General features: G+C 59.9%; 16 protein-coding genes. 4 read left to right on the top strand and 12 right to left on the bottom strand.

What is annotated here, in order from left to right:
* Window positions 1-76: 76 nt before the first annotated feature.
* Together galU and coaD are read right to left on the bottom strand one after the other, a co-directional pair.
* Entirely contained in the window at window positions 77-973 is an 897-nt protein-coding gene (galU, locus tag ADIAG_RS05230) for a UTP--glucose-1-phosphate uridylyltransferase GalU (RefSeq protein ID WP_007270273.1), read from the bottom strand.
* 48 nt (window positions 974-1,021) lie between these two features.
* A complete protein-coding gene (coaD, locus tag ADIAG_RS05225; RefSeq protein ID WP_007270272.1) occupies window positions 1,022-1,498 on the bottom strand; it encodes a pantetheine-phosphate adenylyltransferase in 477 nt (158 codons plus the stop codon).
* 117 nt (window positions 1,499-1,615) lie between these two features.
* Here coaD and ADIAG_RS05220 point away from each other — a divergent pair, with 117 nt between their 5' ends.
* Together ADIAG_RS05220 and ADIAG_RS05215 are read left to right on the top strand one after the other, a co-directional pair.
* The gene (locus ADIAG_RS05220; protein WP_007270271.1) at window positions 1,616-2,827 is read left to right on the top strand and encodes an aminotransferase class I/II-fold pyridoxal phosphate-dependent enzyme; all 1,212 of its coding nucleotides are present in this window, start codon (window positions 1,616-1,618) and stop codon (window positions 2,825-2,827) included.
* 2 nt (window positions 2,828-2,829) lie between these two features.
* Entirely contained in the window at window positions 2,830-3,609 is a 780-nt protein-coding gene (locus ADIAG_RS05215; protein WP_007270270.1) for a spermidine synthase, read from the top strand.
* Here ADIAG_RS05215 and rsmD read toward each other — a convergent pair.
* The 4 genes from rsmD to ADIAG_RS05195 are packed head-to-tail and all read right to left on the bottom strand — an operon-like array spanning window position 3,571 to window position 8,412.
* Window positions 3,571-4,170, bottom strand: a complete 600-nt coding sequence (gene rsmD, locus ADIAG_RS05210; RefSeq protein WP_007270269.1) for a 16S rRNA (guanine(966)-N(2))-methyltransferase RsmD — start codon at window positions 4,168-4,170, stop codon at window positions 3,571-3,573. The two genes, ADIAG_RS05215 and rsmD, sit on opposite strands and share 39 nt — an antisense overlap.
* A 7-nt stretch (window positions 4,171-4,177) precedes the next feature.
* Complete coding sequence (locus tag ADIAG_RS05205; RefSeq protein WP_007270268.1) at window positions 4,178-6,391, bottom strand: ATP-dependent DNA helicase RecG; 2,214 nt, start codon at window positions 6,389-6,391, stop codon at window positions 4,178-4,180.
* Window positions 6,381-7,343, bottom strand: a complete 963-nt coding sequence (locus tag ADIAG_RS05200) for a DAK2 domain-containing protein (RefSeq protein ID WP_007270267.1) — start codon at window positions 7,341-7,343, stop codon at window positions 6,381-6,383. The genes ADIAG_RS05205 and ADIAG_RS05200 overlap by 11 nt, the downstream gene beginning before the upstream one ends.
* Window positions 7,344-7,365: 22 nt before the next feature.
* The gene (locus ADIAG_RS05195) at window positions 7,366-8,412 is read right to left on the bottom strand and encodes an LCP family protein (RefSeq protein WP_007270266.1); all 1,047 of its coding nucleotides are present in this window, start codon (window positions 8,410-8,412) and stop codon (window positions 7,366-7,368) included.
* 149 nt (window positions 8,413-8,561) lie between these two features.
* On the opposite strand from ADIAG_RS05195, the gene ADIAG_RS05190 reads away from it, so the two are divergent.
* Complete coding sequence (locus ADIAG_RS05190; RefSeq protein WP_007270265.1) at window positions 8,562-9,026, top strand: DUF3515 family protein; 465 nt, start codon at window positions 8,562-8,564, stop codon at window positions 9,024-9,026.
* A gap of 86 nt (window positions 9,027-9,112) precedes the next feature.
* Here ADIAG_RS05190 and ADIAG_RS05185 read toward each other — a convergent pair whose 3' ends face one another.
* The 6 genes from ADIAG_RS05185 to leuC form a co-directional block, all read right to left on the bottom strand.
* Window positions 9,113-10,237, bottom strand: a complete 1,125-nt coding sequence (locus ADIAG_RS05185) for a D-alanine--D-alanine ligase family protein (protein ID WP_007270264.1) — start codon at window positions 10,235-10,237, stop codon at window positions 9,113-9,115.
* Window positions 10,234-11,265: an NAD(P)H-dependent glycerol-3-phosphate dehydrogenase gene (locus ADIAG_RS05180; protein ID WP_007270263.1), complete on the bottom strand. Its 1,032-nt coding sequence runs from the start codon at window positions 11,263-11,265 to the stop codon at window positions 10,234-10,236. The genes ADIAG_RS05185 and ADIAG_RS05180 overlap by 4 nt, the downstream gene beginning before the upstream one ends.
* Complete coding sequence (locus ADIAG_RS05175) at window positions 11,266-12,033, bottom strand: lysophospholipid acyltransferase family protein (RefSeq protein ID WP_007270262.1); 768 nt, start codon at window positions 12,031-12,033, stop codon at window positions 11,266-11,268.
* Between the two features lie 19 nt (window positions 12,034-12,052).
* Window positions 12,053-13,381: a UDP-N-acetylglucosamine 1-carboxyvinyltransferase gene (murA, locus tag ADIAG_RS05170; protein WP_007270261.1), complete on the bottom strand. Its 1,329-nt coding sequence runs from the start codon at window positions 13,379-13,381 to the stop codon at window positions 12,053-12,055.
* 209 nt (window positions 13,382-13,590) lie between these two features.
* The gene (leuD, locus tag ADIAG_RS05165) at window positions 13,591-14,193 is read right to left on the bottom strand and encodes a 3-isopropylmalate dehydratase small subunit (RefSeq protein ID WP_007270260.1); all 603 of its coding nucleotides are present in this window, start codon (window positions 14,191-14,193) and stop codon (window positions 13,591-13,593) included.
* A gap of 9 nt (window positions 14,194-14,202) precedes the next feature.
* Window positions 14,203-15,660: a 3-isopropylmalate dehydratase large subunit gene (gene leuC, locus ADIAG_RS05160; RefSeq protein ID WP_007270259.1), complete on the bottom strand. Its 1,458-nt coding sequence runs from the start codon at window positions 15,658-15,660 to the stop codon at window positions 14,203-14,205.
* A 112-nt stretch (window positions 15,661-15,772) separates the two neighbouring features.
* On the opposite strand from leuC, the gene ADIAG_RS05155 reads away from it, so the two are divergent.
* Window positions 15,773-16,492 (top strand): IclR family transcriptional regulator, encoded by a 720-nt coding sequence (locus ADIAG_RS05155; protein WP_007270258.1) that lies wholly within the window; start codon window positions 15,773-15,775, stop codon window positions 16,490-16,492.
* Window positions 16,493-16,530: the final 38 nt, after the last annotated feature.

Here is a 16,530-nt window from a genome sequence, read left to right as displayed (position 1 = left end):
TTCGTACAAACAAAAAACAAGGCTAACCAGCGACCCTGTGAGGACGCTGGGTTGGCCTTGTCTTCAAGCTACCGAGTTAGCGGCCCGCCACGAATTCTTTGAGCCACGGCATAAGTGCAGGGCCGATGTCGTCTCGCTCGGATGCCAAAGAAATGACCGCCTGTAAATAGCTGAGCTTATCGCCGGTGTCGTATCGACGTCCGCGGAAGACGACGGCGTGGACACCGCTGCCTGGACCCTCAGCTGCAGCCAAGGTTTCCAGGGCGTCGGTGAGCTGGATTTCGTCACCACGTCCGGGCTTCGTCTCTTCGAGAACGTCGAAAACGCGGGGGTGAAGTACATATCTGCCAATGACCGCTAGGTTTGACGGGGCATCCTCGACCGCTGGTTTTTCCACCAATCCGTTGACTTTGACGTAGTCTTCCCCGTCAACCGACGACACGTCGGCGCACCCGTAGGCGCTGATCTGCGACGGTTCTACCTCCATCAAAGCAATGACGGAACCACCGGTCTTTTCCTGCACGTCAATCATGATCGAGAGCAATTCGTCACGTTCGTCAATGAGATCGTCGCCCAGCAGGACGGCGAAAGCCTCGTCACCCACGTGTTGCTTGGCACAGAGCACCGCGTGTCCGAGCCCCTTGGGGTCGCGCTGACGAATGTAGTGGATTTCGCCTAGCTCTGTTGCTTCCTGGATCCGACGCAGCTTTTCGGTGTCGCCCTTTGCTTCAAGCGTCGCTTCCAAAAATGGCACGCGGTCAAAGTGATCTTCCAAAGCACGCTTGCTGCGGCCCGTAATCATCAATACATCCGTGAGGCCTGCCTTTGAAGCCTCGGCCACAACGTACTGGATAGCTGGCTGGTCGACAACCGGCAGCATTTCCTTGGGCATGGCCTTGGTCGCCGGGAGGAAACGGGTTCCCAATCCTGCCGCGGGGATAACGGCCTTTATTACACGCCTACTTTGAGTCATGGGTTCGACTTTACTTCATGGAATGCATAAACATCGAAACGTTTTCTTCTATTCATCGTTGTTTCGTAGCCGTTTGAGGACCGTGCGCGGCAAATAGTCAGCCACATCGCCTCCAAGCGATTGGACTTCCTTCAAAAGCGAGGAAGACAAGTGTGTATAGCGGTTGTCCGCTGCCAGGAAGACGGTTTCCACCCCGGTCAAGTGCCTGTTCATCACGGCCATCGGCGTCTCATACTGGTAGTCAACCGTGGAACGTAATCCCTTGACGATGGCATCGGCACCGTGGAGTTTGCAGAAGTCGGCCAGCAGCCCGTCCCCCATGGGCGCCACGGTAACCCCACGTAGTCCCCCAATGGTCTCCCGGACCATTTCTAGGCGTTCCTCGGCTTCAAAGCGATATTTCTTGGCATAGTTGGTTGACACCGCAACAATGACCTCGTCAAAGAGGTTGCTGGCACGGGCAATGATTTCTACATGCCCATTATGGATGGGGTCATAGGACCCGGGGCAGACGGCTCGACGCATACCTTGCAATCTACCAACTCGTAATCCCGGTGGATCATTTCCAGCCGCAGCACGACACACCGTGTCGCTTTTGATGCCTTGGGCTCTGAATCTGGACGATGGCGGGATAATGGCACCATGTCCTCATTCGAATTTCCGTGGCAACGCATGGCCGCAGGCGCAAATCTTCTCTCCCCCACGGGTTCGCTTGGTGTCACCATCTTTGAGGAGATCACCAATCTCGCGGTCAAGCACCAAGCCATCAACCTAGGGCAGGGGTTCCCCGACACCGACGGGCCACAGGTGTTCAAAGATATCGCCGCTCGGGGAGTCTCCGGCGATCTGAATCAATATGCACCGGGTGCTGGCATTCCAGCCCTACGCCAGGCCATCTCGGATCACCAGAAGCGCTTCTACGATCTCGATGTCAATCCGGCCAACGAGGTAGTTGTCACTACCGGGGCCACGGAAGCCATCGCCGCGGCGATCCTCGCATTCGTGAACCCCGGAGACGAAGTCATCACCTTTGAACCGTTCTACGACTCCTACGGGGCAGCTATCGGCTTGGCCGGGGGCACCCACAAGACCGTGGCATTGAACGCACCAGATTTCCAGCCAGATATCGAAGCGCTCAGAAGTGCTTTCAGTGAACGTACCCGCTTGGTGGTGCTCAACAACCCCCATAACCCCACCGGCACTACTTTTGGCAAGAAACTGCTGGCCGAAATCGTTGCCTTGGCAATGGCGCATGATTGCATCATCATTTCGGACGAAGTTTACGAGCACCTCACCTTTGGTGTCTCCCACATTCCGATTGCGACGCTGCCTGGGGCATGGGATCGAACGCTGACGATTTCTTCGACAGGCAAGACCTTCTCATTTACCGGATGGAAAGTTGGGTGGGCCACCGGCCCCGCCGAGCTGGTAGCGGCCGTGCGTTCCGTCAAGCAGTTCCTCAGTTACTCTTCCGGGACAGCCTTTCAGCCTGCCGTAGCAGAGGCGTTGGCCGCCGATACAGGGTTCTTCAGCGATTTCGCCAATGACCTAGGAGAGCGCAGCGAGGTGCTGGCCCAAGGACTTGAGGCTGCCGGCATGACGGTGTATCGCCCCCAGGGAACCTATTTCATCGTCGCGGATGTTGCGCCCCTGGGTTTTGATAACGCCCTGGAGCTTGCACGCCAGATGCCGGAGATGATCGGCGTAGCGGGAATCCCCTTGTCGGTTTTCTGCCACGAAGACGGTGCGGAGCGAACCCGGACTTTGATGCGCTTTGCCTTCTGCAAAAAACGAGAATTACTCACCGAGGCCTCGCAGCGCCTGTCCAAGCTCGTTGCAAGGCATGGTGCCTGAGCATGGTGGAACGCGCGAGCCGATGGCTGAGCAACTTGGGGGCACACGCCAACTTAGAGAAAGACACTTTTGTGCCCGGCTCGTGGGTCTTGTCGTTGGGTGGGGCAGAGCAGTCACACGTCAATGTCGAACACCCCGGGGACATTTTTTACGAATACCTGCGCAGACTGGCCAATCACGTGGACGAACATGGGCAGTTTGGTGAACCCTTGAGAGTGTTGCACCTTGGAGCCGGCGCCCTAACCCTCGCCCGATACATCGAACACGAACGTCCGGGCAGCGTCCAGGTCGCGGTCGATCTGGAACGCGAACTCCTTGATTTCGTGCTCGATGCCTTGCCCATGCGAGATCCAGGAAACCTGACCACCATTATTGGGGAGGCACGCCAAGTGCTGACCGCACAATTGGCCGGCGAAGAATTTGACCTCATTGTGTTGGACATCTTCAGCGGTTCAGGTGCACCAGAGCATCTGACGGTCCCAGGGTTTTACGCGGAGATGAATTCTTTGCTGCGCCCCCAAGGAATGGTCTTGGTCAATGTGGGCGACGATCCGCCCTTTGCCTTTGCCGATACGCAGATCCATGCCATGTCGGAAATCTTTGGAACGGTCATGGCCAGCGCTCCCACCGAGATTTTTTCGCGGAAGTATCCGGGAAACATGATTCTGGCCGGCACCCAATCACGGATCGATATGGAGATGGTGGATCGGTTGCGGGCCGCCGGTCCACACCCGGGCACCGTATTATTCGGCGGCGACCTCGACGGGTTCGGCAAACCATAGCCGGGTCTCGCCGTATTTTTTCTCGGCAAACTTTTCCATGCTGGCAGGCCAGAGGGGTTCTGCGGTCCGGGAGGAGCGCTCCACAACCACCATCGCACCGTGCTCAAGAACCATGGCTACCTTTTCCAAGGTCTTGGCTAGTTCCTCATTCGTAAGCGGGTAGGGCGGATCCATGAAGACCACATCCCAGGTCCGTCCGGAGCTGCCGCCGGGAACCGGTGCAAAGGAATCGAGCACCGAATCGACCGACCCACGGCGGACATCGACCAGTTCCTTGCGTAGCGCCTTGTTGACGAGGCTGGCATTAACCTGGCATACGGCCACGGCCTTGGGGGCATTTTCGACCAAGAGCACCGATCGCGCTCCGCGGCTCGCGGCTTCGATGCCGAGGGAGCCTGCACCAGCATAGAGGTCAAGGACCCTTGCATTGGCTAGGACGTCATAACTCTCGAGACGGGAAAACAATGCTTCCTTGACCCGATCAGTGGTCGGCCGGGTGGAGTCACCCGGCACGCTCTTAATTGTGAGGCCTCCTGCTGCCCCGGCCACGATGCGGCTCATACTGGCTTTATCCCCTTTCCAGGAATGCTTGCATATCTTCATCAACCCAGTCTTCGACTGCCGCTTGCAGCGCGGGAAGTGCGCCGAGCCCTTCACCATTGGCCACAACGGATTCGGCGGCGTTCCTGGCTTGGGCGATCAGCTTTGCATCCTTCATCACGCGCAGCACCTTGAGCGTTGAGCGAGAACCTGACTGGCTGGCCCCCAGGATGTCGCCTTCGCGGCGCTCGTTCAGATCCGACTCGGCCAGCAGGAATCCGTCGGTGGTCGATTCCACGGCACGCAGCCTGAGGACCGAGGGATGTTCGGCGTCCAACCAGGTGGTCATCAGGCAGGTACCGGGCAAACCGCCTCTGCCGATACGGCCACGCAGCTGGTGCAGTTGCGAGATCCCAAAGTTCTCTGCATCAATGATCACCATGAGCGTGGCGTTGTGGACGTCCACCCCGACCTCGATCACCGTAGTGGAGACCAGGATGGAGGCTTTTCCTTTGTCGAATGCGTCCATGGCCGCAGCCTTCTCATCACTGGCCATGCGTCCGTGCAGGGCTCGGATCTCGGTGTTGGCGAAGGCTGGCATGGCTTCGAGGATTTCCATCATGTTCTCGACGGTCATAGATGGCGGCTTGGTGTTTGCCTCACCGCCGGTTCCGGAGGCACCAGGCTCGGCAGGCATCGGCATGAAGTCATCCTCGACGGACTTCTCGCTGATGCGCGGGCACACCACGTAGACCTGGTGTCCCTTGGCTGCTTCCTCGGCGATCCGGGCGAAGAGCCGCTCCTGCATTTGCGGCACCTGAAGTGGCACCAAATGGGTGACAATGGGCGCCCTACCGGCGGGCAGGCTCTTCATGAGGCTGACTTCCAGGTCCCCGAAAACCGTCATCGCCACGGTGCGTGGGATCGGCGTAGCGGTCATCACGAGCATGTGCGGCGGAGTCTCTGCCTTCGAGCGCAGTGCGTCACGCTGTTCGACACCGAACCGGTGTTGTTCATCAACAACTACCAACCCCAGGTCAACGAAGTTGACCATGTCCGAGAGCAACGCGTGGGTACCGATCAATATCCCGGTTTCCCCCGAGGCTGCTCCCAGCAGCGCGCGCTTGCGTGCGCCGGCACTGGCGGAGCCCGTCAGCACATCTACGCGGGTAGCTCGTGGGTCAGAACCCAGTTCTCCCCCGTTGCCCAGGGAGCCGAGCATTCTTTTGATCGACTGGTGGTGCTGCTGCGCCAGGACTTCGGTCGGGGCCAGCAATGCCGTTTGCCCGCCCGAATCAATCACCTGCAGCATGGCTCGCAGCGCGACCAAGGTCTTGCCGGAACCGACCTCGCCCTGAAGCAGTCGGTTCATGGGATGTCCGCGGGCCAGATCCCCGGCAATCTCCTCGCCGGCCACCACCTGGCCCTCGGTGAGGGTGAAGGGCAGCGATGCATCGAATGCGCAGAGCAGTCCGGCAGGAGTTCCGTGGCGAACCACCGCAGGCTGTTGCATCCGGTGGACGCGGCGCTGAGCCAGCGCCAACTGAAGTAGGAATGCTTCTTCAAAAGCAAATCGTTTTCTCGCAGCATAGCCTTGGGCAACGGTTTGTGGCCTGTGGATGTTTTCAAGGGCTAAGTCCCGTGGTGGGATTCTTTGACTGTCTAGGATCTGCCCGGGGATAAATTCTTTGAACACCTTGCTACCGACCTTGGCCAGCAGCAGCTCGATGACGTCCCTGATCTTCTTGTTGGGGAACTTTGCCGTTGCCGGATAAATCGGAATGGGCCGAGGATCGGCATCCTGCGCCGTGTCGAGCACGGAGTACTCCGGATGTGTCAGTTCCAGGTGGTCGCGGTACATTCCGACCTTGCCGCTGAACATCGCCGTTGAGCCCACCTGCAGGTCTCGCTTGGCCTCATAGCCATTAAAAAAGGTCATCCGGAGCTGTGATTGTTCCGGTCCCAGCGCGTCGCTGACGACTACTTCAAGCAGGAATCCGGATCTGGAGTGCATACGCCGCTGGTTAACAGTTCGGACCTCGGCGACGATGGTGACATCTTCCCCTACGGGTAGCTCGGTTATCTTCGAAAGCTCACCGATTTCCATATATCGGCGGGGAAAGTGCGAGAGCATTTCCCCCACGGTGACATAACCGAAGGCTGTTTCCACCTTGCGGGCGGTTGCCGCACCGATGATCGTCTCCAACGGGGTGTCGCTGGTTATTTTCTGGTCATCCGTCATGGGTGCAAAGGTCGGTCACCGTGACGTTGACCGGTGAACCGATGCCACGGATGACATCCAGGGCATGGTCGGCTTCGGGTACGTGGACGTGGACACGCCAGCGGTAGCCGTCCTCGGTGGGATTCACCGGAGACATGATGACAGAGTCACCGATTACATCCAGCTGCCCGCGCAAGGTTGCCGCACCGAGGGCGTCAAGACTGATGGTGCACATAACTTCCACACCGGTTTCTTTCGACACTCCCTGGTGGATGTGCGGGTCTTGGATGTCGTATCCATGGAGAGTCGAATATTCGGCGGGATCGATGGTGTGGCCCAGGAGGGCACCACGCAATTCATCAAGGATGATCAGCATTCCCACGGCGCCAGCATCAACGATTTTTGCCTGATGCAGGGCACCAAGCTCGTTCTCCGTGGCTACGACCGCTTCCTCCGCGGCTAAGCAAATGGCATCAAGCACTTCGACGAGTGCGGCCTTGCTTTCCGGCTCCAGGTCGCTGCGCAGGCGTGTTTCCCGCGCACTCGCGGCCACGACCTCCATGACCGAGAGCATGGTTCCCGTGACCGGGTCGCTCAAAGCCGACCAGGCCCGGACCTTGCCACGTTCCAAGGCCGTGGCCAGGACCGGCGCTGTTAATCGCTCGACGCCACACAAGGGCTCCGCCAACCCAGCGAGGAACACCGCAAGCAACGTTCCGGAGTTCCCGCGCGCTGATTCCATCGCGGCTCTCGAGGCCATGGTGAGCAGCTCACCAATGTTTTCGGTCTCAAGCCTGGAAATCGCGTCGTGCGCGCTGCGCGCGGTCAGGTAGAGGTTGCTTCCGGTGTCCCCATCGGCCACGGGAAAAATATTGATCGCATTAAGCCGATCGCTATGGTTTCCCAGGCTTTTGACCATTCGCCCGACCCACGTTGCCATGGCCTTGGAATTGGAGTGGATTTTTTGGTTCATGGTGGGGGTGATCACTGGATCCTTAGAGATCGTTGTCCTCTACGAATTCTCCCACTTTGTCCTTGGAGAGGGCCTCTGCGAAGTCCGAAATCACCCCGGTGTCGGGGATGACGATGGACTGTCCGTCGGCCGAACGGCCGGTTCCCTTGTTGGGCAGCGTGAAGAAGTGCATATCACTCGAGCGGACGTTGGCCATCGTAGCGCCTAGCTTTGCCACCTTGACGGCATCGAGGGTCTCGTCCACGGCAACATAAGGAGCAAATTGTTTGACGGTCTCGGAAATCTTTCCCGGATCGGTCAAGGTCTCCTTGGACATCAGGGTGCTCATCACGGCCTTGACGTAGAGCTGCTGGTTGCGCACGCGCTGGTAGTCACCGTCCTTGAACGCGTAGCGTTCACGCACGAAGGACAGGGCTTCCTCGCCGTCAAGTGTCTGCACGCCCTTGGGGAAGCTTATGCTTTTCGCCGTACGCGGGCTGAAGGCGATCGGGTTGTTGATCTCTACCCCGCCCAGGGCGTCGGTCAGTCCCTTGAAGCCTTCAAAGTCGATCGAGGCTACGTGGTCGATACGGGTGTCAAGCAGGCCTTCGAGAGTCTGCACGGCCAGTGATACCCCGCCGTAGGCGAATGCGGCATTGACCTTGGCCTTGCCGTGGCCCGGGATGTCCAGCCAGGTATCACGCATGATCGACGTGGCGTAGATTCCTTCACGGTTGGCAGGGATGTGCACCAACATCATGGTGTCGGAACGTCCACCGTTGGGAAGGGAAGCAAAGTTCTCCTCCCCTTGGTCCGTAGCCCGGGTGTCGTTGCCCAGCAGCAGGATGTTCACCGCATCCTTGGCGGCTTCCGCCTTCACCGGGCGCAGGGATTCCTCGGGGAAGGCATCGGGGAGCTTGGTCGTGTTGTTGTCGAAGCTCCGCGCAAGCGAGAACAGGTACCCACCGGCAATCAGGAGTGCGATCAGCACCAGCGATAGCGCACCTAGCAGGATCTTCAGCCCCGTACGCTTCTTCTTCTCTGGTGATTGGTACTCAGTGTCCTCGAAGGACCCGTTCAAATGTGTCATCCATGCCTCTCAAGCAAATACTCCACTACATCCTAGTCATGTCCCACGCCCGGTAAGCTGTTTAAGTGCCCAGATTGATTTTCAGTAGCCCAGATACCACCAACTCACAGCCAGCTCCCAGACAAAACCCAGTCCGGCGGACCTTTGACGTGCGATTTGCCACAGCGGCCGCTTCCCTCGCGGGATTGCTCGTCCTGTCGGGTTGTACGGCAATCGCCAATGTGCAGGCGGCCGACGATGCAGGCAATCCGCTGTGTGCCGAAATGATGGTGGTGCTTCCCCCGGAGGTCTCAGGACAGGAGAAGCGCCAGACCAATAGTCAGGCAACTGCGGTCTGGGGCGAGCCTTCGCAACTGGTGCTGCGTTGCGGCGTCACTGCCCCGCCACCGTCCACCGATCCGTGCGTCAGCGTCAACGGGGTCGATTGGTTGGCCAAGGAGGGCGAGGACGCTTGGACGCTAACCACTTATGGACGAGTGCCAGCCACAGAATTGATCTTTGACCCCAATGTGATCCCTTCAAGCACCGTCTTGGCCACGTTGGCATCTGCCGCAGCGAAGATCCCGGCCGAGCGGACCTGCTCCAACGTATCCAAAACGGTGGATGTCCCGTAGGAAGCCGAAATGCAAAAGCACCGTGGGGTGCCCGCCCAGGAAGAATCCTTGGCCGGGCACCCCACGGTGCTTGGAATACCTTGGGTCTAGCGCAGCCCGGTCTTCCGGTTGAGCCCTAGGTGGATCAATTCATCGATCAGCGACGCGTAGTCAAGACCGGTCCTGGACCACATGTGCGGGTACATGCTCGACGGGGTGAAGCCAGGCATGGTGTTGATCTCGTTGATGATCCACTTGCCCTCGGGCGTGTAGAAGAAGTCAACTCGTGAGAGGCCTTCGGCATTCACCGCATCAAATGCTTCAGCTGCCAGCTCCCGCACCTTTTCGGAAGCCGAAGCCTCCAAAGCCGCGGGGCAGCTGAGTTGGGCTGCTGCACCGTCAACGTACTTGGCCTCGAAGTCGTAGAAGGTGTGATCTGCGTTGTCCACAACGATTTCACCCGGCATCGATGCACGCGGTGGCAGGGATCCGCGACCTTCTAGGACGCCGCATTCAATTTCACGCCCGACAATGCCGGCCTCCACAATCACCTTGGGGTCGTGGACGCGTGCTGCCTCAATTGCGGCGGCGAGAGTATCGGGGCTATCCACTCGGGAAATTCCTACCGACGAACCGGCTCGTGCAGGTTTGACGAACAGCGGGTATTCCAAGCCATCTACCGACTTCAGGCACGCTTCCTGGTCGCGTTCCCACGCCTTGTCCTGGATCACGACATAGGGGCCCACCTCAAATCCGGCGGCTTCAAAGACTACCTTCATGAAGTGCTTGTCCATGCCGATGGCGCTGGCTGCAATGCCGGATCCCACATACGGGACGTCCACCATTTCCAGCATGCCCTGCAGCGAACCATCTTCGCCAAAGGGTCCGTGAAGCAGGGGGAAAACCAAATCGATATCGCCCAGGCTGCGCACCACGTGCGCCGGATCCGAGGCAAGCAGCTCGTGGCTGCCTGGTTCCCCGGTCAATCGCAGAATCTCCTTGCCGGCGATCACCTCAGGCTTCTGGCTGTTGGCCAGCGACCAGGTGGCAACGTCTTGGTCGACCAGCGTCCAGGCACCATCACGGGTGATGCCCACCGGCACCACCTCGTATTTCTCACGGTCAATGGCCTCCAGCACGCCGGCCGCGGTGACGCAGCTGACGGAGTGCTCGGAAGAGCGGCCGCCAAAAAGGATCATGACCCGAGGTTTGTGGGTGTTCGTTTGACTCATTTGAGTTCACCTTCAGACTTTAGTTGACGCCCCAGCAGGCGTGCTCCCATGTTCTCCACGCTGAGCGTGCCTTCCAGAACCATCACCACGGACTCGGTGATGGGTACTTCAACGTTGTGCCGGGTGGCCAAGTCCAAGACGGCCCGCCCGGACTTGATGCCCTCGGCGGTCTGTGACATCCGGTCGTTGACCTCGTCCAGGTACAGTCCCTGGCCCAGCAGGCGGCCGGCGGTGTTGTTGCGTGACAGCGCCGAGGAACAGGTCGCCACGAGATCTCCCAGACCGGCGAGGCCGGCAAGGGTTTCGTAGCTGCCACCCAGGGCCAGGGCCAGACGCGTGGTCTCGGCCAGGCCACGGGTAATGATTGAAGACTTGGTGTTGTCTCCCATGCCCAGGCCATCACAAATGCCCACGGCCAGGGCGATCACGTTCTTGGCAATGCCACCAATTTCCACGCCAATGACGTCCGTATTGGTATAGGGACGGAAATATTCGGTGGAGCACAGCGAGGCAATCCATGTCGCCGTCTCAAGTTCGGAGCAGGCCACGACCGAGGCTGTGGGTTGCTTCCGGGCGATCTCCATGGCCAGGTTGGGCCCGGAGAGTACAGCGATCCTGTCCGCGGGGATTTCAATCTCTGCGGCGATGACCTCGCTCATGCGGGCATCGGTGTCACGCTCGAGGCCCTTCATGAGGGACATGAGCACTGCTTGGGGTTCAAGGAATTCCTTGAAGGAACGTAACTGTTCGCGCAAGCTTTGGGCAGGGACGGCCAAGACCACCAACTCGGCACCTTCTAAGGTGTCGGCGATGCTCGAGGAAGAAGTGATATTGCCGGGGAGCTTGGTTTCGCGCAGATAGCGCGAGTTCGTGTGGCGGGTGTTGATTTCCACCGCCACTTCATCGCGGCGAGCCCAGACCATCACCTCGGTGTTTGCCTCGGTCCCGGAGTCGGCCAGCACCTTGGCGAAGGTGGTCCCCCAGCTTCCGGCGCCCATGACGGCAATCTTCCGTGGTGCGGGTTTCATTTACTTGCCCTTCTTTGTGTTCGGGGGCCCCTGGCCGTCGAAGTCCCTGCCTTGAGACGCTTGGCCGTGGGCGGCCGGGTCCCAAAGGACTGCAGGCGCTTCCTGGCCGCGCAGCCTTGCCACATCCTTGGTGATGGCGCGCATGATTCTTTCGGTGGCTTCCTGGAGCACGGTACGAGTCAGGGGCACGGCGCGCAGATCCTCAAGATCGACAGGATCACCAGCAATCACCGTGACGCGTTTGCGTGGAAAGAGTTTGATGCCCTTGGCATAGCGCGGAAAGAGTTCCTCCGCTCCCCAATGCGCCATGGGGATCACGGGGGCACCGGTTTGCAGGGCGAGGCGGGCAGCGCCGGTATGTCCGCGCATGGGCCACAGGTCCGGATCCCGGGTCAAGGTGCCCTCGGGGTAGATGATGATTACGCCGTTGGCGTCCAGGACCTTCCGCGCGGTCTTCAATGACTGTGAGGCACCGGTGGAGGTGCGCGCCACGGGGACCTGGCCGGAATGACGCAGGATGGTGCCCAACACCGGGACCTTGAACAGCGATTCCTTGGCCAGGTACCGGGGGTAGCGTTTGCTGCTGTAGATCGCGTGGCCCACCACCAACGGATCGATCTCCGTCACGTGGTTGGGACACAGGATGAAACCACCAGTGGGGAGCTTCTCGAAGTCCCGCCACGTTCGGCTGATCATCAGATTCAAGATCGGCCGAACGATTCCGGCAGCTATGGCAAACGCCGTTTTGGCGCTGCGAGATTCTTTCATGCCAGCCAGCTTATGCGGATCAGGCGATTTCATTCATCTCGACGCGCGCGCCCAAGTCAGTGAGCTTGTCCATGAATTTTTCATAGCCCCGGTTGATGAGCTCAATCCCCGTGACGTGGCTGGTGCCCTCGGCTGCCAACGCGGCTATCAGGTGGGAGAAGCCGCCGCGCAGATCCGGGATGTCGACGTCGGCGCCGGTGAGCGGGGTGGGGCCGGTGATTACTGCCGAGTGCTGGAAGTTCCGCTGGCCGAATCGGCAAGGGATGGCTCCGAGGCATTCGCTGTGCAACTGAACTTTGGCACCCATTTCTACCAAGGCGTTGGTGAAGCCGAACCGGTTTTCATAGACGGTCTCGTGGATGATCGAAACGCCCGTCGCCTGGGTCAGGGCGACCACCAGTGGCTGCTGCCAGTCGGTCATGAAGCCGGGGTGTACGTCCGTCTCCAGGATCAAGGGCTTCAGGTCGCCACCCGGGTGGAAGAAGCGGATACCGTCATCGGTGACCTCAAATTCGCCACCGATTTGGCGGTAGGTGTGCAGGAACGCGGTGAGGTCGCGCTGTGCTGCGCCCTCAACAAAGATGTCGCCCTTGGTGACCAAGGCGGCAGAAGCCCAGGAAGCAGACTCGTTGCGGTCCGGCAGCGCCTTGTGGTTGTAGCCGTTGAGCTTCTCGACACCGATGATGCGGATAACCCGGTCGCGGCCCACCGTGATGATGGCACCCATCTTCTGGAGCAGAGAAATGAGGTCGAGGATTTCCGGTTCAATGGCGGCGTTTTCGACCTCGGTGGTGCCCTTGGCCCGTACCGCGGTCAGCAGCACCTGCTCGGTGGCACCAACACTCGGGTAGGGCAGGGAAATCTTGGCGCCGGTCAATCCGTGCGGTGCACGGATGCTGGTACCCAAGGGACCGGCCTTGTCGATTTCGGCACCGAAGTGACGCAATACATCAAGGTGGAAATCAATGGGGCGGTCACCGATCTTGCAACCACCAAGGTTCGGGATCAAGGCTTCGCCCAGGCTGTGAAGCAGTGGACCACAGAAAAGGATCGGAATGCGGGAATCACCGGCATGCGTATCGATCTCGTTGCTGGTGGCGGTCTTGGTGCCACTGGGGTCCATGGTCAGGTCGCCCGTTACCTCGTCCTTGGAGACGGTAACACCGTGGATCTTCAGGAGGCTGGTGACAACGGCAACGTCCTTGATCTCAGGGACATTACGCAAGACAGAAGGTGAGTCACCCAAAAGAGCGGCAACCATGGCCTTTGGAACCAAGTTCTTGGCACCCCTGACGGTCACTTTCCCCTTGAGTGGGACGCCACCATGAATCGTTAGGACTTTCGCCATGAACTTGAGAACCTCACCAAAATTGTTAGGCCTTCGAAAACGAAGGAAAGACTAAGCAAGCATACAGCCCCCGGCCTGACCGGGGGCTGTATGGAAGGTGTAATGCCCGTCGCGTCTCAGCGCGCCGCACGCCCCGCAACTACCGCATACCATCGGTGATCAGCGTCTATGAGCGGAACATGAGAGCGGGTTACGCGGTGAGCTAATACTCAGGAGTAACGAGCCGGAAGGGTGGTCGGCTTGAACGTTGGACGTTGGGACTCGAAGGCAGTGATGTCCTCCTCATGCTGGAGGGTCAAGCCAATATCGTCCAAACCTTCCATAAGCCGCCAACGGGTGTAGTCATCGATGTCAAAGGGGGCAATGATCGAACCACACGTGACAGTGCGCGCTTCTAAGTCAACGGTGATCTCGGTACCGGGGTGGTTCTCGATCTCTTTCCAGATGAGTTCGATATCTCCCTGCGCCACCTCGGCCGCGACCAACCCTTGCTTGCCAGAGTTCCCCCGGAAGATATCGGCGAAGCGCGAGGAGAGCACTGCCTTGAAACCGTAGTCCTTCAAGGCCCAGACCGCGTGCTCACGCGAGGAACCAGTGCCGAAGTCAGGGCCGGCAACCAGGACCGATCCCGTGGAGAACGGTTCCTGGTTCAGGATGAAGTTTTCATCTTTGCGCCAGCCGGCGAAGAGCGCGTCCTCGAAGCCCGTACGGGTGATCCGCTTAAGGTAGACGGCGGGGATGATTTGGTCGGTATCCACATTGCTTTGGCGCAGCGGGACGCCGATTCCGGTATGGGTGGTGATTTTCTCCATGATGGATCCTTAGGCTACGTTTGCGGACGTCGAAGCGATGTCCAGGTCGGACGGCGAGGACAGGGTCCCGCGGATGGCCGTCGCGGCGGCGACGAGTGGGGACACCAGGTGGGTGCGGCCACCCTTGCCCTGCCGCCCCTCGAAGTTGCGGTTTGAGGTGGAGGCGCAGCGCTCCCCGTCGGCCAGCTGGTCCGGGTTCATACCCAAACACATGGAACACCCGGCAAAGCGCCATTCGGCACCAAATTCCTTGAAGACCTTGTCCAGGCCCTCGGCCTCAGCTTCGAGGCGGACCCTCGCGGAACCCGGGACCACGATCATGCGGATTTCCGGGTCCTTCTGCTGGCCTTGGATGATAGAGGCGGCGGCCCGCAAATCTTCCATCCGGCTGTTGGTACACGAGCCCAGGAATACGGTATCTACCCGGATTTCCTTCATCGGGGTCCCCGCTGTCAGGTCCATGTATTCCAGGGCACGTTCGCACGCAGCGCGCGCATTCTCGTCATCGAAGTCCTCAGGAGCAGGGACCGTATCGGAGAGCGAAACACCTTGGCCCGGGTTGGTGCCCCAGGTGACGAAGGGCTCCAAGGTATCGGCATCCAGGAAGACCTCTGCGTCGAAGGAAGCACCCTCATCGGTGGACAGCGTGTCCCATTCGGCCACCGCCGCATCCCAATCGGCGCCCTGGGGTGCGTGCGGGCGTCCCTTGAGGAACTCATAGGTGGTGGCGTCCGGTGCGATCATGCCGGCGCGGGCGCCGGCCTCGATGGACATATTGCAGATGGTCATGCGGGCGTCCATGGACAGGGCCCGGATGGCCGAACCACGGTATTCGAGGACGTAGCCTTGTCCCCCACCGGTTCCGATCTTGGCAATGACAGCCAGGATGAGGTCCTTGGCGCTCACGCCGGGCTTCAAAGTCCCTTCGACGTTGATCGACATGGTCTTGAAGGGCTTCAAGGACAATGACTGGGTTGCCATGACGTGCTCGACCTCGGAGGTACCGATACCGAAGGCCAGCGCACCAAAGGCGCCGTGGGTGGAAGTGTGGGAGTCTCCGCAGACGACCGTCATGCCCGGCTGGGTCAGGCCCAGTTGCGGACCGACCACGTGGACGATGCCCTGCTCCTTGTCGCCGAGGGAGTGCAGACGCACACCGAACTCAGCGCAGTTCTTGCGCAGGGTTTCGATTTGCGTGCGGCTGGTCAAATCCGCGATCGGCTTGTCGATATCGAGAGTCGGGGTGTTGTGGTCCTCGGTGGCGATCGTCAGATCGGCGCGGCGCAAGGGGCGACCGGCCAAGCGGAGCCCCTCGAATGCCTGCGGGGATGTCACTTCGTGGACGAGATGCAGGTCGATAAAGATCAGGTCGGGCTGGCGTGCTCCGCCGGTTCCCTCACCCTTGCGCACTACGTGTGCGTTCCATACTTTTTCGGCCAGCGTCTGTGCTGCCTGGTGTGCGGCCATTACCGACTCCCTCACTTGATAAAAGTCTTATGTCTCAACTGTTCCATTGACGCCTACGTAATATCCAGTACACCAACTTGCATCTCAAATAGTGAGACTGCAATATCAGAGTATGGACACATCAAGCGGCGTTGGCGTCATAGACAAAGCAGCCCTCATCCTCAACGCCCTCGAAGCGGGCCCCACTTCCCTGGCTCAGCTCGTGGCATTGACCAAAATATCCCGGCCGACCGTGCACCGGTTGGCCCAAGCACTGGTGCATCACCGGCTGGTCGGCAAGGACATCCACGGCAGATTCGTACTCGGCGGACGCCTCGTGGAGTTGGCCTCCGCCGCGGGTGAAGACCGACTGATCGCCGCAGCCGGCCCCTTGCTGCTGCAGCTGCGCGACTCCACCGGCGAAAGCACCCAGGTGTTCCGCCGCCAGGGAGACTTCCGTGTGTGTGTCGCCTCGGCCGAACGCCCCGTTGGCTTGCGCGACACCATCCCGGTGGGAACACAACTTTCCATGAAAGCCGGATCCGCGGCCCAGGTCCTGTTGGCGTGGGAAGACCATGAGCGACTGCTCGACGGATTGCATGGGGCACGCTTCACCCCCACGATCCTTGCTGGCGTGAGGAGGCGCGGTTGGGCGCAAAGTTTGGGAGAACGCGAACCCGGGGTCGCCTCGGTTTCAGCTCCCGTGCGCGGCCCCTCGGGCCGCGTCATTGCAGCTGTGTCCATGTCCGGACCCATAGAACGTTTATCTCGCCAGCCGGGAAGAGCCCACCAAGAAGTGGTAGTGCAAACAGCGACAGCACTCAGCGAGGCCCTGCGCAAGACCGGCGACTAACCGATCCCGCCTTCGAAATCCCCAGGGCCCGATCTGCC

It is taken from the genome of Paeniglutamicibacter gangotriensis Lz1y, from assembly GCF_000348945.1.
Classification (GTDB): Bacteria; Actinomycetota; Actinomycetes; order Actinomycetales; family Micrococcaceae; genus Paeniglutamicibacter; species Paeniglutamicibacter gangotriensis.
The sequence above is the reverse complement of the archived record's forward strand: the minus strand, read 5'-3'. Positions and strand labels throughout refer to the sequence as shown.

Excerpts from the sequence above, each read along its gene's own strand:
- ADIAG_RS05185 (WP_007270264.1), bottom strand. The coding sequence starts at position 10,237 with ATGAGTCAAACGAACACCCACAAACCTCGGGTCATGATCCTTTTTGGC.
- murA (WP_007270261.1), bottom strand. The coding sequence starts at position 13,381 with ATGGCGAAAGTCCTAACGATTCATGGTGGCGTCCCACTCAAGGGGAAA.
- ADIAG_RS05220 (WP_007270271.1), top strand. The coding sequence starts at position 1,616 with ATGTCCTCATTCGAATTTCCGTGGCAACGCATGGCCGCAGGCGCAAAT.
- ADIAG_RS05215 (WP_007270270.1), top strand. The coding sequence starts at position 2,830 with ATGGTGGAACGCGCGAGCCGATGGCTGAGCAACTTGGGGGCACACGCC.
- ADIAG_RS05200 (WP_007270267.1), bottom strand. The coding sequence starts at position 7,343 with ATGAACCAAAAAATCCACTCCAATTCCAAGGCCATGGCAACGTGGGTC.
- galU (WP_007270273.1), bottom strand. The coding sequence starts at position 973 with ATGACTCAAAGTAGGCGTGTAATAAAGGCCGTTATCCCCGCGGCAGGA.
- ADIAG_RS05205 (WP_007270268.1), bottom strand. The coding sequence starts at position 6,391 with ATGACGGATGACCAGAAAATAACCAGCGACACCCCGTTGGAGACGATC.
- ADIAG_RS05180 (WP_007270263.1), bottom strand. The coding sequence starts at position 11,265 with ATGAAACCCGCACCACGGAAGATTGCCGTCATGGGCGCCGGAAGCTGG.
- rsmD (WP_007270269.1), bottom strand. The coding sequence starts at position 4,170 with ATGAGCCGCATCGTGGCCGGGGCAGCAGGAGGCCTCACAATTAAGAGC.
- ADIAG_RS05175 (WP_007270262.1), bottom strand. The coding sequence starts at position 12,033 with ATGAAAGAATCTCGCAGCGCCAAAACGGCGTTTGCCATAGCTGCCGGA.
- leuC (WP_007270259.1), bottom strand. The coding sequence starts at position 15,660 with ATGGCCGCACACCAGGCAGCACAGACGCTGGCCGAAAAAGTATGGAAC.
- ADIAG_RS05195 (WP_007270266.1), bottom strand. The coding sequence starts at position 8,412 with ATGACACATTTGAACGGGTCCTTCGAGGACACTGAGTACCAATCACCA.
- coaD (WP_007270272.1), bottom strand. The coding sequence starts at position 1,498 with ATGCGTCGAGCCGTCTGCCCCGGGTCCTATGACCCCATCCATAATGGG.
- leuD (WP_007270260.1), bottom strand. The coding sequence starts at position 14,193 with ATGGAGAAAATCACCACCCATACCGGAATCGGCGTCCCGCTGCGCCAA.
- ADIAG_RS05155 (WP_007270258.1), top strand. The coding sequence starts at position 15,773 with ATGGACACATCAAGCGGCGTTGGCGTCATAGACAAAGCAGCCCTCATC.